The sequence below is a fragment of the Nostoc sp. DSM 114161 genome, assembly GCF_052692665.1.
In genome coordinates, this window is the sequence record NZ_CP195141.1 from 1324240 (window position 1) to 1339413 (window position 15174).

12 protein-coding genes and 1 pseudogene are annotated in these 15174 nt (G+C 41.9%); 6 read left to right on the plus strand and 7 right to left on the minus strand.

Going from position 1 to position 15174, the window contains the following annotated elements; translation table 11 throughout:
* Positions 1-121 precede the first annotated feature (121 nt).
* Complete coding sequence (locus NSTC745_RS05705) at positions 122-2200, plus strand: TIGR03032 family protein (protein WP_445636280.1); 2079 nt, start codon at positions 122-124, stop codon at positions 2198-2200.
* Position 2201: 1 nt separating this feature from the next.
* A complete protein-coding gene (locus NSTC745_RS05710; RefSeq protein WP_445636281.1) occupies positions 2202-4139 on the plus strand; it encodes a cadherin-like domain-containing protein in 1938 nt (645 codons plus the stop codon).
* Positions 4140-4371: 232 nt separating this feature from the next.
* Here NSTC745_RS05710 and NSTC745_RS05715 read toward each other — a convergent pair whose 3' ends face one another.
* The 4 genes from NSTC745_RS05715 to NSTC745_RS05730 all read right to left on the minus strand — a co-directional run bounded on the left by NSTC745_RS05715 (position 4372) and on the right by NSTC745_RS05730 (position 7683).
* On the minus strand, positions 4372-5013 hold the full coding sequence (locus NSTC745_RS05715; protein ID WP_445636282.1) for a Uma2 family endonuclease: 642 nt from the start codon (positions 5011-5013) through the stop codon (positions 4372-4374).
* A gap of 228 nt (positions 5014-5241) precedes the next feature.
* Positions 5242-5880 (minus strand): hypothetical protein, encoded by a 639-nt coding sequence (locus NSTC745_RS05720; protein WP_445636283.1) that lies wholly within the window; start codon positions 5878-5880, stop codon positions 5242-5244.
* A 44-nt stretch (positions 5881-5924) separates the two neighbouring features.
* Positions 5925-6950, minus strand: a complete 1026-nt coding sequence (locus NSTC745_RS05725; protein WP_445636284.1) for a glucokinase — start codon at positions 6948-6950, stop codon at positions 5925-5927.
* 85 nt (positions 6951-7035) lie between these two features.
* The gene (locus NSTC745_RS05730; RefSeq protein ID WP_445636285.1) at positions 7036-7683 is read right to left on the minus strand and encodes a histidine phosphatase family protein; all 648 of its coding nucleotides are present in this window, start codon (positions 7681-7683) and stop codon (positions 7036-7038) included.
* A 791-nt stretch (positions 7684-8474) separates the two neighbouring features.
* Between NSTC745_RS05730 and NSTC745_RS05735 the strand changes: the two genes are divergently transcribed.
* On the plus strand, positions 8475-9182 hold the full coding sequence (locus NSTC745_RS05735; RefSeq protein ID WP_445636286.1) for a hypothetical protein: 708 nt from the start codon (positions 8475-8477) through the stop codon (positions 9180-9182).
* Positions 9179-10117 (plus strand): DUF1822 family protein, encoded by a 939-nt coding sequence (locus NSTC745_RS05740; protein WP_445636287.1) that lies wholly within the window; start codon positions 9179-9181, stop codon positions 10115-10117. Before NSTC745_RS05735 ends, NSTC745_RS05740 begins: the two co-directional genes overlap by 4 nt.
* Before the next feature lie 29 nt (positions 10118-10146).
* On the opposite strand, the gene NSTC745_RS05745 is transcribed toward NSTC745_RS05740, so the two are convergent.
* Positions 10147-10878: an ABC transporter ATP-binding protein gene (locus NSTC745_RS05745; RefSeq protein ID WP_445636288.1), complete on the minus strand. Its 732-nt coding sequence runs from the start codon at positions 10876-10878 to the stop codon at positions 10147-10149.
* Positions 10879-11058: 180 nt separating this feature from the next.
* On the opposite strand from NSTC745_RS05745, the gene NSTC745_RS05750 reads away from it, so the two are divergent.
* On the plus strand, positions 11059-11910 hold the full coding sequence (locus NSTC745_RS05750; protein WP_445636289.1) for an Rpn family recombination-promoting nuclease/putative transposase: 852 nt from the start codon (positions 11059-11061) through the stop codon (positions 11908-11910).
* Positions 11911-11914: 4 nt separating this feature from the next.
* A pseudogene (locus tag NSTC745_RS05755) lies at positions 11915-12796 on the plus strand (Rpn family recombination-promoting nuclease/putative transposase).
* Positions 12797-12880: 84 nt separating this feature from the next.
* Here the strand turns inward: NSTC745_RS05755 and NSTC745_RS05760 are convergent.
* Both NSTC745_RS05760 and NSTC745_RS05765 read right to left on the minus strand, forming a co-directional pair.
* Positions 12881-13651: an ABC transporter ATP-binding protein gene (locus tag NSTC745_RS05760; RefSeq protein ID WP_445636290.1), complete on the minus strand. Its 771-nt coding sequence runs from the start codon at positions 13649-13651 to the stop codon at positions 12881-12883.
* Entirely contained in the window at positions 13648-15174 is a 1527-nt protein-coding gene (locus NSTC745_RS05765) for a GMC family oxidoreductase (protein WP_445636291.1), read from the minus strand. Before NSTC745_RS05765 ends, NSTC745_RS05760 begins: the two co-directional genes overlap by 4 nt.

Sequence of the window (15174 nt, forward strand, 5' to 3'; positions counted from 1 at the left end):
AATTGCCTAATTAAAAAATGATGCCTCAACTGATCCCTAGCCTACAACCCTCTTCGAGCCAAAAGACAGATTTTTCACGATCTTGTTACTCGTTTTTGAACAACGCTTTGAAAACTCAATAATGCAGACAACATCGAACCGTCATTCTAATCCTTCCTTGGAAATTACCGCCTCGCCAGAGTTCACCTCCTGGTTAGCACAGCAGAATCTGAGTGTTGCTTGTACTACCTACCAAACTAACCGTCTCTTTTTCCTTAGCACTCAAGCCAATGGGCGCTTAAAATTCCACGAGAGGTTATTTGACAAGCCGATGGGACTCTATGCTACTGGAAATAGCCTCTACATGAGTAGCCGTTACCAACTCTGGCATTTTGAGAATCTCCTAGAGGCGGGAGAAAAGTATGGGGAATGCGATCGCCTCTATAGCCCTCGCACCGCCTACACCACAGGAGATGTCAACGCCCATGAAGTAATCTTAGACGATGCCGGAAAAGTGATTTTTGTCAATACCGACTTTAGTTGTTTAGCCACCCTCAGCCCAGACTACAACTTTGTCCCCATTTGGCAACCGCCCTTTATTTCCAAACTCGTCGCCGAAGATCGTTGTCATCTGAATGGGTTAGCAATGGTATCCAGCAAACCCGCTTATGTCACTGCCTGTAGTACCACAGATACAGCTGCCGGGTGGCGTAATCATCGCGTCGATGGCGGAGTCGTCATCGACGTTGCTCAAAATGAAATCATCGCCACAGGCTTATCCATGCCCCATTCTCCCCGTTGGTATCAGGGGAAATTATGGTTACTCAATTCTGGCACAGGAGAATTAGGCTACATTGAGGAGCGTCAATTTCATCCGATCGCCTTCTGCCCTGGATTTGTACGTGGATTAGCCTTTTGGCAAAACTTCGCTTTTGTGGGACTATCTCAACTACGTTCCCAGACTTTTACCGGATTAACCCTAGAAAAACGCTTAAGTTCCCAAGGAAATCGCCCCCAGTGTGGCTTAATGGTAATTGACTTGCAGACAGGCACAGCCCTGCACTGGCTATATTTTCAGGGAGTAATAGAAGAACTATTCGATGTTGTAGTTCTGCCTGGGGTGCTACAACCTCAAGCAATTGGTTTACAGTCAGACGAAATTCAGCGATTAGTCAGATTTCCCAACAGTGGCGGCATTGTCACCACCAAACCCACTGCCAAACGTCCTAGTTTAGGTGCAACCCCCCCCATCGCTGGTTTACCCACACAACAAATTACCCCTCTTAATTCCCCCGAAGATCAAAGAGAGTTAGGGTGGGGTAATCTCAGGACTAGTAGTGAGGCAGCCTTTTCAAGCAGAGAGCAAATCCGTTACCAACGGGTGTATCACCTCAACAGCAGCAACGCCAAAGCCTACGATCGCCTTACCTATCCCAGCCTGCAAAAACGCTGGCAAACTCAATCGCCCCAAGGCGAATTAACTGGGCTTTCTGCTTCCCTAGACGGTGCAATAGTCGGCTTTGCCATCAGCGAACGTTTAAACCCCCAACAAGCCGAAATCATCTCCCTATTCGTCTTACCCGAATACCGTCATCAAGGAATTGGCACTCGCTTACTCGCCTATTTAGAACGAGAATTAGCGCAACAGGGATGTGTTGAAATCATCCTCAGCTATTCAACCAGTACACTCACCAATGTAGCTTTAGAACCGCTACTTTCTAAGCTACATTGGCAACCACCCCAAATTAACTTGGTGCTTGGCAAAACCGCCACAGAAAAAATTGTCCAAGCCCCTTGGTTAAACAAGTATCGCCTACCTCCAGCCTTTGAGGTGTTTTCTTGGTTAGATGCCGGTTTATCCCTGCCGCCTAATGTCGAGGCACACCGCTTAGAACCCTTAAATAGCTTGGGATTGCGTTATCAGGGAGAGGTAATTGGTTGGGTGTTAACCCATCGGATTGCACCTGACACAATTCGCTACACCAATTTTTCAATTGCACAAGCATTTGAGAAGCGGGAGCAAGGGGTTTCCCTGTTAGCTGAAGCGATTCGTCGTCAAGTTCATAGTGGTGTTCCCTATCTCACGGGTTCGGTTTCTTACCGTTATCCGCGTTTGTTGAAGTTTGTCGAGCGACACCTGACTCCCTATTTAACTGGAGTAGGGGAAGTGCGACAGACAAATAAGTTTATTAACCGTAAATTTGACACAGGAGAAAACTAACATGGCTAATCCTAATTTTATCACCCCAATTACCAACCCCTTTGGACTGACGAATGTAGGAATTTATACTATACTCACCTTGGCCGATATTGATGGAGATGGGGACTTAGATGCTTTTGCGGGTAAGAATGATGGCAATACCCTTTTCTACCGCAACACCGGAACTAGCACTGCACCTACCTTCACCCTGGAAGCCACCAATTTCGGACTGACGGATGTCGGAATTTACGCCAATCCCACCTTCGCTGACATTGATGCGGATGGGGATCTTGATGCTTTTGTGGGGAATGTTTATGGAACGACCCTGTACTACCAGAACACGGGTACTGCAAGTAGTCCCAGCTTTGCAGCCCCCCTCACCAACCCCTTTGGACTGACGGATGTAACATTTTATGCCGACCCCACCTTAGTTGACATCGATAAAGATGGGGATCTTGATGCTTTCGTGAGGGATTATTATGGAAATACCGTGTACTACCAGAACACGGGTACTGCGAATAGTCCCAGCTTTGCAGCCCCCCTCACCAACCCCTTCGGACTGACGAATGGGGGAATTTATTCCTTCCTCAGCTTAGCTGACATTGATGGGGATGGGGACTTGGATGCTTTTGTGGGTAATGGGCCGGGCAATACCCTGTTTTACCGCAACAGTGGAACTGCCACGACTCCCGCCTTCAGCTTTGAAGACACCAATCCCTTCGGACTGGCGGATGTAGGAGATTATGCTGTACCCACCTTTGCCGATATCGATGGCGATGGGGACTTGGATGCTTTTGTAAATAATAGTGTTGGCGATACCCTGTTCTTTAAGAATAACAATGCACCTACAGGTTCACCCACAGCCACATTAAGCAACACACCAGAAGATACAGCTATCACAATTACTGCGGCTGACTTATTGGCAGGTTTTACGGATGTAGATACTGGTGATACCCTCTCAGTTACCAACTTAACTGCTACTAACGGTGCATTGGTAAATAACAATAATGGGACTTATACCTTTACTCCAAATGCCAACTTTAATGGCACAGTTAATCTGAGCTACGATGTGACTGATGGTGTAGCAACTTTAACCGGACAAACTCAGAGTTTCTCTGTCACCCCTGTTAACGATGCCCCTGTTGCTGTTGATGATACTGCTACCACATTCTTTGGTACTAGCGTCAACATTTCAGTTGCGACCCTACTAGCCAACGATAGCGATATTGATAGCACCTCCCTCAGTATCACTGGTGTCAGCGGTGCTACCAACGGTACTGCTGTCTTGAATAATAACGGTACAGCCAACAACAGTGCAGATGATTTCGTTACCTTTACCCCAAATCTTCTGTTTTTTGGGAATGCCAGCTTTAATTACACCCTCAGCGATGGTAGCCTGACTGACACTGGTACGGTGAGTGTGGCTGTCGGTCTTAACAGTAATGGCAGTAATTCTGCGGATAACCTGATTGGCACTATTGGTAACGACATCATCAACGGCGGCAATGGCAACGATACCATCTACGGCGGCGCGGGTAACGATAGCCTCGACGGTGGTAATGGCAACGACATCTTGTATGGCGATGGGCTGATGGATGGCGGCGCGGGTAATGATACCCTCAACGGTGGTAATGGCAACGATACCCTCTACGGTGGTGGCGGTACTGATTACCTCTCTGGTGGTAATGGCAACGATTTACTCTATGGTGGTGCTGGCAGCGATATTCTCACTGGTGGTAACGGTAACGATATATTTGCCTTTGCATCTGGGGAAGGTACTGATACCATTACTGATTTCTCTAAGGGTAGCGATTTGATTGGATTGTATAATGGTTTGAGCTTTGGGCAATTAAGTTTCTCTGGTAACAATATCAAAGTCACTTCCACGAATGAAATTTTGGCGACGCTGACGGGTATTAACACTACGACGCTGACTGCCGCTAATTTTGTAACGCTTTAATCATCTCGATTCATCCAACGCCGACTTTAGTTGCATCAAAGAGCAAAACTGATGCATCAAAGAGTAACTTTGATGCATCGACTTACACCTTTGTTGCATTCGCTTGCACTTTTGTTGCATTCGCTTGCGCCTTTGATGCATCGACTTGCACTTTTGTTACATTGGGTTGCACCTTTGTTGCATCGACTTACACCTTTGTTGCATTGGCTTGCACCTTAGTTGCATGAAAGGATTATTGTTGAAATTGGCTCAATAACCAAGCACCAACTTGGCTTTGAGACATTTGACGAGTTCGCCGTAATGCTTCGTTTAATAAAGAAATAGCTAATCCTGGCAATATCTGAGATTCTGTAATTCTTCTACTACCTTGGTTTTCAATGGCAAAAGCTATAATTTCTACATTTTGGACATCTAAAATCCAGTATTCTTTGACTGCTAAATCTTCGTATAGTAACCGTTTGTTACCGAGGTCGTCAGCAAGGGAAGTATTAGCAACTTCAATTACTAAATCTGGTGGTGGATAGATATCTAAGCTAACAATAGAAGTTCCGTAGGGAATAACATTAGCATTTTCGCTAATGTAGTAAGACACATCAGGTTGAGCTTCATTAAAGCCTGTTTTTCGGTAGGTGCAGTTAGTTAAGCCTTTGGCAAGGATGCCTTTGATTGTGCAAAAAAGGTTAACAGCAAAAGCAATAATTGTGTTATCGCAGGCGTGGTCATGACCGAGTGGTGGCATTTCAATCCTCATGTGTCCATTGTAGTAGTAGCCCTTGGCTTTCTCGTAGGCGGGATTTTCTATTAATTCAATATATTCATCCCAAGTGGCTTTTATCCAAGTGTCAGTTACTAATGGCGTCTGCAATTCACTCATAATATTTTCCCAGTCCCTGCTTCTAACATAGTCAATTGCGGGAAAATTCCACACTCCGTACACACAAGGGTTAACCCTTATCTCTAGTCACTATTTCCAGCTATAAGCGATCGCACTCAATATTATATTGTGAAAAACTTTTTAAATTCTGGTGTGCCTAAAAGCCATCACCAGAATTTTTTGATTTGGCACCGAATCACCAATCCCCAGTTCTCAGTACCTTTGACTTCACTTTTTCAAAACTATTTGGAAGGAATTTAAATATCCTGTAATAGTTTTAGCTAATGTCTTTTGCTGCTTTTTCGTCGTTATTGCCATTACTTGATACAATCTGCCTTCGGCAACATACATTCTACTTTTAGTAATTTTTCCTCCAGAATTGATATACTCAATTTCTTTGCCGGGATGATTATTTGAACTCCGAATATTTCGTTGACTAATTAAATTACTTTGGGTAGTTTTCAGAGCCATATCCCGTGCATCGTTGAGTACAGCTTGGGGGTCAGACATTTGTCCATAGCTGTAAGGAAAATCATTGTAAGTAACTATGTATGCTACTTCTTGTTTTGGTGGTTGAGCGACAAATATTTCTAAGTTAATTTCCCCCATGTAAGTTTTTTGGAATTGGGTTTCTCTGTTGGGTCTTCCCGGCATCAAAATACTAAACCGCCCATCTGGAGGAGTGAATAATTTCCATTTTGGTTGTACGGGTTGAGAAACGGTTGGTTTGGCCTTTGGTTTAACAGTTGGTTTGGGAGTTGTTTTGACAACTGATGCAGGTGATTTGGGTTGACGCGCTTCCACCAAAACAGATCCGCCACAGATAAATGTGGCGGCGATGAATGGCAACAGACGTTTAATTGTCATATTTTTTGCCTTTGAGATGCTAATCTCACTGATGATGCCAGCTGTTATAACCTAGCAGCACACAAAGCAGCACCTATTAGACCAACTTGTGGGTTGAGAATAATATACACGGGTATCTCTTCCAGCAAGGAACGCATCCTACCCTTTTGGGTGAAATTCAATAAGAAATCACTGTTTTGAATTAATGGCAGGATTTTGGGCGCAATTCCCCCAGCGATGTATAAGCCACCGTAAGGTAGGAGTTTGAGGGCGAGATTCCCGGCTTCTGCGCCGTAAGCGTCTATGAATAATTGCAGGGTTTGTTCTGAAAGGCGATCGCGTTTTTGGAGTGCAGCTGTACCAATGGCGGCACCAGGATCGACGCTTTTCTCTTCCTTACCGGCTTCTTGTTCCCAAGTTCTGACGACTTGGGCAATGTCTGGTGATTCGCTGGCAAATTTGCGATCGCGCAAAAATTGGTAAATTGCCACAATTCCCATTCCGGAAACCACCCGTTCTACAGAAATGCGCTGGATATCATGTTTACCCAGCAGGTATTTCAACAATTGAAACTCGATTTCGTTACGGGGGGCAAAATCAGCGTGTCCGCCTTCTGAGGGAAAAACTTGATAGTAATTTCCCGTTTTAATTAAAAATCCTTGCCCTAAGCCAGTACCAGCACCAATAATGGCAATGGGGGCTTGTGGTTGAGGTTTCCCAGGCTGTAACACGTGCAAGTCTTGTTGTTGTAAACCTGAGATCCCATACCCGACGGCGGCGAAGTCGTTAATCAAAGAAATATGTGGGATACCCAACTCTTGTTGTAGGCGTTCGGTATCGAGGAACCAGACTAAATTCGTCAATTTAGCAGTATTTTTGACAATGGGGCCAGCGATCGCAAAACAAGCTTTCTCTGGTAATGATGTGTTAGCTTTAGCCAAAAACTGCTGCACTATCGGTACTAAATCTGGAAAATCTGCACTGTGGTAACTTTCCTGATAAATAGGCTGTAAGGTTTGCGAATCGGATGTTTCAACCAATCGCAGAATAGTTTTCGTACCGCCGATATCTCCCGCAAGTAGCAAAGTCATAGAATTTATTGACGAATTTATACTTTTTTTTGGAGGATATACCTAACATAGCGAAAGCCATGATTTTAAATACCTATCTGACGATTTAGGCAAATCGAATAACTTCTTCTATGTGAGTTAAATGGGAAGTATCTCCCTTTAGTTCTAATAACCATTCTGGTTCCTGACGTACCACTTTTACCAAAGAACATAAGGAAGCTTTAACTTCCGTTTTGGCAATTTCCCCCACTAAACCCATTGCTGCGCCCAACACAGATGCGCCATGCGCTACTAGCAAGATATTTTCTGGGAAGAATTCATTGGCTAAACATCTGGCGGTTTGTCCAGAACGTTCCCGTACTTTTTCGTGAGTTTCAGGATAATTGACGGCGATACGCGGAGTGTAGCCAATGTCAATTCTGGGGAATAATTCCGCTAAGGCTGGAGTCGAGAGTCTTTTGGGTTCTTCTGTCATCCAAACTGGATTTAGCCATTCACTCAAACCTGTTTCGAGTTTGATAGGCAAATTCATCACTTCTGCAACCGCGTTTGCTGTTTGTACGGTTCGCAAGAAGGGTGAAGCAAAAATATGAGCTATCTTTTCTCCTTTTAAACGCTTTGCTAACTGCTGGGCTTGGATCGTACCATCATCAGACAAAGGTGGATCGTAGCGTCGTTCGGCGGTGAGAAACCAATCAGGATTTACGAAGTCGAGGCGGTTAGCGTGTCTTGCGATCCAAACTATTTGACTCATGGGTTTAAATATTTTCGCGAATAGAATTCGCCGCTAAACAAATATAGATATCTGCAAGCAGGGCTGCAAATATTAATATATGACAAAAATCGTAATAATTTTTAATAATATGATTTATTTGGAAAAATTATCTATCAGTGGCGCAATTCAGAAGTTAAAAGTAAAACAGTTTGAACGTTGGGTTTGAGACATAGTTTGTCTACTTCACATTTCTTGAACTGTATGCATTTAGCTTGATGCATAACTGCTCAGATATTAACTGAGCAATTTATAGGAGGCCAAACAATTTTAGATTTTAGATTAACTGTACAAAATTGAGATTTTAGCTGTGTGCTTAGGTTAAGGAACGTAGCAAGCCGGAGGTTAACCCAACATACGATTCTCTTTAACTTTAATTCCAAACTTCAAATCTTCAAGTTTCTACTTAGAGTAGTCTCGTTCAATCCAAAATTGTCTAACTCTTTTTTCTAAGTTATTTATGGAGCTAAGAGGCTATTTATAAAGTAAAAATAAAAATGTTGTAGGGTATGTTAGGCGCGTATTTTGAGATTATTTTTCATAAAAAATTATTATATCAGCACCTAACGCACCATCTTGTATGTCGGTGCGTTACGGCTTGAGCCTAACGCACCCTACTTAAGATTTACTAAGTTCTTCTTGGAGCCAACAGCAGGTTCGAGCATCTAAGCCTTATCAATTCTGAATTCTTCATTATGCATAAATTCTCCCAAATTGCTTGAGAGAAATTGTAGAGGTCTGCATGATGAGGCTAACAAAAGGCATAAATTGCTATGGATGAAGAGCTTCGAGAATTGATCGGACAAGCTTCAGAGTTGTCTTTAGATAGTCCGCAACGAGCCAAGGCCATTTCTTTGCTCGTAGTTAAAATACAACAGCTACCAGGATTTTATCAATCTTGCCACCAAGATTATTTTGATGCCTTAGATCAAATTTGGGATTGGCTGGGGAGAAATATTCAAGATTTTGAAGAACATCCACCATCGCTAGCTGTCAGTTTGGTACGTTGGATTAACGGAAATTTACATTGGAGAATAAAAGATATTAGAAATAAGCGAAATCAAGGTATTAGTCTCGATACACAACTCAATGGAGACAGTATGAGTATTAGCTTTAAGGAAGTAATATCTGAAACTGGGTTTGAACCTCCACGCTTAGAGGGACTCGAAGGCTACATTGAAAAAATTCAACAGCAGAATATCAGGTTTATAGCTCAAAAGCTGAAAGAATATATTGATGAAGATCCTGATTTTGTCTTGCGAAAAGCACATTTAAGAAACAATCCTGAATGTAATTTTCAAGTGATTATTCAGCGACTTTATTTAAAAGATAAACCAGAAACAAAGCGAGCGATCGCTCAAGATTTTGGAGTTTCGGAGCAAACCCTCTACGCACACTACAGAAGAAATTGGTCAAACATTCAATCACATCTACAACAAGTTGCTTTTAATTCTGGATTGGAGCAGGATTACTTACTATGAATGAGGCAAAAATGCATAAATCTACAGTTCCTTTATCAAGAAAAGCACATCAGTTGGCTAAGAAATTTGCGGTTCAACAACTGACATCTGAAAAAGGAAAGCAAGTTTACCTCAATATTTTAAGTGTCTATGCTGTACATCGCTATTTAAAATACCTTGGAATTCATACAAATTTAGAGCAAAGTGATTGCTGGCAATTATCTAATCATATTATATCTGATATTGCTGATTTAGTTTTACTAGACATCAATCAAAGATTAGTGTGCTGTCCAATTTTACCAGGACAAACACACTTTGAGTTATCGTTGGAAGTGACAGAAAATTTGCTTGGTTATATTGGCATACAGTTTAACGATCTCCTCAGGGAAGTTGAACTTATGGGTTTTTTACCTGTAAATCAAGCGAGCGAACAAGAAATAGTAAATATAGCGATTGATGAACTGCGATCGCTAGATATTCTCATCGAACATATTTATGCTGTTAAAGCTGCACAGCAGACAGAAGATATAACACAGCAACCAGGTTTATTGAATAAATTAAAAAACACCAATATTGCTGAGATATTTCAGGAAACTGTCAAAGATATTTCCTCAGAAACTTTTCCATTTTATGTAACTCGTAGTCTTTCTATAAGTACGCTAGTTACAGCCATTAACTTAGGCTCAAAAAATATTCTACTGATTGCTGAAATTATACCTAAAGACCAGCAACGCCAACGTATTTCCTTGCGTCTAGAAGCAATTGACACCGAAGAATTGCCTTCATTACAACTCTCAATCATTGATGAATCCGAACATATCTTTCCTTACAAAATAGACTTAGAAAGTCCTACTTATATTCAACTCCAACCCTTCATTGCACGTATCGGAGAAGCTTTCCAGGTAAAAATAGCGAGCGAAGAAATTAGCGTCATAGAAAATTTTGTTATTTATTAAAAATCAGAATTTTCCAGTGCCTTAATTAATCATCCCAAATAAGCTTTTTTCACTCGATCGTCACTAATTAATTCTGATGCTGCACCTGTTAAAGTGATAGAACCAGCTTCTAAAACATAACCTCTATCTGCAATTTGTAGTGCCAGATTAGCGTTTTGTTCAACTAATAAAATAGTCACACCTGTAGCCCGCAGATTTTCAATAATTGAGAAAATTTCCCGGACGATGGCAGGTGCTAAACCTAAGCTAGGTTCGTCTAAAAGTAATAGCTTTGGCCTACTCATTAAAGCACGAGCGATCGCTAACATTTGTTGCTCGCCACCGCTCAAGGTTCCTGCTAGCTGATTGCGTCTTTGTGACAAACGTGGAAATAGCTCAAATTGACGCCCAATATCTTCTTTAATCTCTGCTTGATTCGAGCGAATATAAGCACCCAAAAATAAATTATCAAATACTGTTTGCCGCGCTAACACTCTCCGTCCTTCTGGGCAATGAGCAATACCAAGTTTCACAACTTCATGAGCTTGACGGCGGGTAACATTTCGTCCCTCATAGATAATTGCACCACTTTTAGGATTAACTATTTTCGATATAGCCCTGAGTGTAGTAGTTTTCCCAGCACCATTAGCACCGATTAAAGTAACTACCTCACCTTTTTTTATAATTAAATTAATTTTCTTCAGCGCTTGAATCCCGCCATAATTTACATCAAGTTCTTGAATTTCTAAAATTGTATAATTTGGTGTACTATTAGCGTTCATCGGCAGTTTAGATCCATAAATATCTTGATTTAAAACCTAACATACATCAATCATAGGTTTCCTCAAACAGTACGCAGGGGCATCCCGTCGTAGATACTGCATTAAGTAAAAAACCAACGCCAGAATACTCCAATATTTGTGGTATACCTTTAATTACTAATAAGTAATATTAACTGTCCTGTGGCAAAAGCAGCAGATATTGGTAGCAAGCGATTAATTAATTTAGCTCCCGATGCATGGGTACAATGGGTAACACAGTGTCCCGAAGTCGTGGCAAAAGAAATTCTTGGTTCGGAGTTTCAATGGGTTAGCCGGGAAACTGATGTTTTGGTGAAAGCATACAGCCCTACTCATGGAGATTTTCTAGTACTAAATGAACTACAGTTGCGTTACACAGCACACATGCCTCTACGGATGAGAGCCTATGCTGCTTTAGCACAAGAACGCTACCAACTACCAACTTACCCAGTACTCGTTAACATCTTACCGCCCCCATCCAGCTTAACTATTGTCAGTAGTTACGAGCAGGAATTTTTGGGATTACGTGCTATTCAAGATTATCGCGTGATTAATTTGTGGGAAGTCGATGCTGAAATAGTTTTTAGGCAACCACTACCGTCATTGTTACCGTTTGTACCCATCCTGCGAGGAGGGGGAGAAGCATCGGTAGTGCGACGTGCATTACAAATATTGCGAGCAGATGCACAGTTAGATCAATTAGAATCTTTGCTGGCGTTTTTTGCTAGCTTTGTGTTAGACACACCTTTAGTACAACAAATCATGAGGTGGGATATGGCAGTATTGCGAGAATCACCTTGGTATCAAGAAATTGAGCAAAGAGGTATTCAACTGGGTCTTCAGCAAGGTGCGCGACAGCAGTTAATCAGAGTATTACGACGACGTTTTGGCGAAATTCCTCAAGAACTAGAAGCAAGGCTTGAAAGCGAAAGTGTAGAGCAATTAGAAATTTTAATGGATAGTGCGATCGCTGTAAATTCCTTAGACGAGTTTATAAAAATTTTCTCTGTGTGAGCAAATGACGAAGCCTGCTGATGTCAGTACCAAAAAATTAGTCAGCCTTGCACCGAATAACTGGGTGAGATGGGTAACACAGATTCCTAATATTGTTGCTGGGGAAATTTTAAATAATGAATTTCAGTGGATTAGCAGGGAAACTGATGTTTTAATCCGTGTTAGTAGTCCCCAACATGGAGAGTTTTTACTTCTCAATGAATTGCAATTACGCTATCAATCCGTAATGCCACGTCGAATGCGTGCCTATACTGCACTTGCAGAAGAAAAATATAACTTACCAACATACCCCGTTCTTATTAACATTCTTAAAACTGGTAATAACTAAATACCCACAAGCTTTACATCAAATATTGCTGGATTACGCGCAATCCAAGATTATCGGGTAATTAACCTGTGGGAAATTGATGTTAATATTGCTTTTCAACAACCCTTACCATCTTTACTACCATTTGTACCTATTCTCAAAGGTGGTGAAAATGAATCTATTATTAGAGAAGCATTGCAAATTCTCCGTGCCGATGAACAACTAAACCAACTGGAAACAGTCCTAGCTTTTTTTGCTACGTTTGTTTTAGAAAGTACGCTTGTTCAAGAAATCATGAGGTGGGATATGACTGTATTACGTGAGTCACCTTGGTATCAAGAAATTTTACGCGAAGGGCAAGCACGTGGAGAAGCCCTTGGAGAAGCACGCGGAGAAGCACGCGGGGAATTGCAAGGAATACTTTCTGCTATTGAAATTAATTTACAGTTTAAATTCGGCGATCGCGGCTTAAACTTGATGCCACAATTGAAGCAGATTCAAGATTTAGAGCGTTTAAAAACCATTTTACGGCATATTGTAACTGCAAACACGATTGACGAATTACAACAGTTTTTGTAATTCTCAATTTAGTTACAGCAAGTACACAACATTAGTATCAAAGGTTGTTTAAATTCTGACTTCTGAATTCTGAATTCTCCTCTATCATTCATTACCCAAATAAGCTTCAATTACAGCCGGGTTGTTTCTAACTATAGCTGGTTCGCCCAAAGCAATCAATTGTCCAAAATCTAAAACAGCAATGCGATCGCACAAACCCATTACTAATGGTACGTGATGTTCGATCAGCACAATTGTCAAATTAAATTGTTCTCGCAGACTGCGGATAAATTCACTCAGTTGGTGTTTTTCATTAGGATTCATTCCCGCAGCAGGTTCATCCAGAAGTAAAATTTGCGGTTCTAGGGCTAGAGAACGGGCGATTTCTAAGCGGCGTTGGTCACCATAAGCGAAGTTTTTCGCTTTTTCTTCGGCGCGATCGCTCAAGCCCACCATCTCCAATAATTGTAAAGCTTTTCGCCTGGTTTTTTTCTCTTCACGACGCGCTTGCGGTAACCCCAAAACTCCTGTTAATACATTACTTTTATTATCCAAATGTCGGGCAATTACTACATTTTCTAACGCTGATAATTCACCAAATAAGCGAATATTTTGAAAAGTTCGAGCGATACCTAAACCTGCAATTTGATGCGGGCGGAGTTGGGAAATATTAGCACCCTGATAGCGTAATTCTCCACTAGAAAGGGGAATAAAAGCTGTAATTAAATTAAACAGTGTTGTTTTCCCAGCCCCGTTAGGGCCAATCAATCCAAAAATCTCATGTTGATTGACTGTAAAAGAGACATTATTCACCGCCACTAAACCCCCAAAGCGGCGAGTGAGTGATTTAGCTTCTAAAATAACATTGTTTGTCATTGAGCTACGGCTTTAATCAAATCGGCTGCTTTTTCACCAATCATAATTGTTGGTGCATTAGTATTTCCCGTAGTAATTGTTGGCATAATTGATGCATCTACTACACGCAAGCCCGCAACACCATACACTTTTAGTTCCGGATTGACCACCGAATCACGGTCAGTTCCCATTTTACAAGTGCCCACTGGATGGTACACACTATCGCAGGTTTCCCGGATATAAGCTAAAAGTCCTTCATCAGTTTTATTATCAATACCAGGCGCTGCTTCCTCTCTTCGCAATTCGTCAAATACACTTGATTGGAATATTTGCCGACAAATTTTGATTCCTGTGAGCAGCTTTTGCCAATCAGATTCACATTGCAAATAGTTCATCCGAATTATCGGTGGGTCTTTGGGTGAACCAGAACGCAGGCTAAGACTACCACGGCTTTCGGGATTAGTTATACAAGCTGCACTAGTGAATCCCGACACAGAACGCGCATAAGTAGGATGTGTCCAAAAAACAGGTGCACAGAAAAACTGTAAATCTGGCGGAGCATCTAAACGACCTTCACTATGTACAAACGATCCAACTTCGGCAATATTAGAGGTTAGGGCGGGTTGAATATCCTGGGTTGCTTCGTGTGCAACGCTCACTAAGAGGTGATCGTGGAGATTCTCACCGACACCAGGTAAATCAACAACCACAGGAATGTCCAAACTCTTGAGATGTTCTGCCTTACCAATCCCAGAAAGCATCAACAGCTTGGGCGAATCGATGGCGCCAGCGCTTAAAATCACTTCCTGTTCTACCCAAACTTGGTGTATCGTTCCCTGATGGATGTATTCTACCCCTACGGTTTGCGTTCCCTCAAACAATAACCTGGTAACTAATGCACCAGTGGTAACGGTTAAGTTGGGACGCTGCAAAATTGGTAGTAGAAACGCCGTTGCTGTACTATGGCGCTTGCCATCTTTAATTGTTAACTGATAAAATCCGGCTCCGTGCTGTTGTGCGCCATTGAAATCTGGATTGTATCCATAACCCAATTCAACAGCAGCTTCCACAAATTTTTGTGAGACGATGCTCTTGGTTATGGGATCTGTGACACTCAAAAATCCATCAACTCCGTGAAATTCAGATGCTCCTCGCTGTTGATTTTCAGATTTTTTGAAATACGGCAACACATCTTCATAATTCCAACCAACATTGCCTAACTTTTCCCAGCGATCGTAATCATACCGACTGCCTCGAATATAAATCATGGCATTGATCGCACTGCTGCCACCCAAAACTTTCCCACGCGGACAATAGATTTTACGATTATTAATATAGGGTTCTTCTTCTGTAGAATATGCCCAGTCCGCCTCTGTACCCCAAAGTTTTGTCCAGCTTAGAGGAATTTCTTGTTCCGGTAAATTCGGCGGATTTCCGGCTTCCAGCAACAACACAGTTGTTTCCGCATCTTCCGTCAATCGATTAGCAACAACACAACCAGCAGAACCAGCACCAATTACAACATAATTATATTTAGTCTTCAT

Excerpts from the sequence above, each read along its gene's own strand:
- NSTC745_RS05705 (WP_445636280.1), top strand. The coding sequence starts at position 122 with ATGCAGACAACATCGAACCGTCATTCTAATCCTTCCTTGGAAATTACC.
- NSTC745_RS05710 (WP_445636281.1), top strand. The coding sequence starts at position 2,202 with ATGGCTAATCCTAATTTTATCACCCCAATTACCAACCCCTTTGGACTG.
- NSTC745_RS05715 (WP_445636282.1), bottom strand. The coding sequence starts at position 5,013 with ATGAGTGAATTGCAGACGCCATTAGTAACTGACACTTGGATAAAAGCC.
- NSTC745_RS05720 (WP_445636283.1), bottom strand. The coding sequence starts at position 5,880 with ATGACAATTAAACGTCTGTTGCCATTCATCGCCGCCACATTTATCTGT.
- NSTC745_RS05725 (WP_445636284.1), bottom strand. The coding sequence starts at position 6,950 with ATGACTTTGCTACTTGCGGGAGATATCGGCGGTACGAAAACTATTCTG.
- NSTC745_RS05730 (WP_445636285.1), bottom strand. The coding sequence starts at position 7,683 with ATGAGTCAAATAGTTTGGATCGCAAGACACGCTAACCGCCTCGACTTC.
- NSTC745_RS05735 (WP_445636286.1), top strand. The coding sequence starts at position 8,475 with ATGGATGAAGAGCTTCGAGAATTGATCGGACAAGCTTCAGAGTTGTCT.
- NSTC745_RS05740 (WP_445636287.1), top strand. The coding sequence starts at position 9,179 with ATGAATGAGGCAAAAATGCATAAATCTACAGTTCCTTTATCAAGAAAA.
- NSTC745_RS05745 (WP_445636288.1), bottom strand. The coding sequence starts at position 10,878 with ATGAACGCTAATAGTACACCAAATTATACAATTTTAGAAATTCAAGAA.
- NSTC745_RS05760 (WP_445636290.1), bottom strand. The coding sequence starts at position 13,651 with ATGACAAACAATGTTATTTTAGAAGCTAAATCACTCACTCGCCGCTTT.
- NSTC745_RS05765 (WP_445636291.1), bottom strand. The coding sequence starts at position 15,174 with ATGAAGACTAAATATAATTATGTTGTAATTGGTGCTGGTTCTGCTGGT.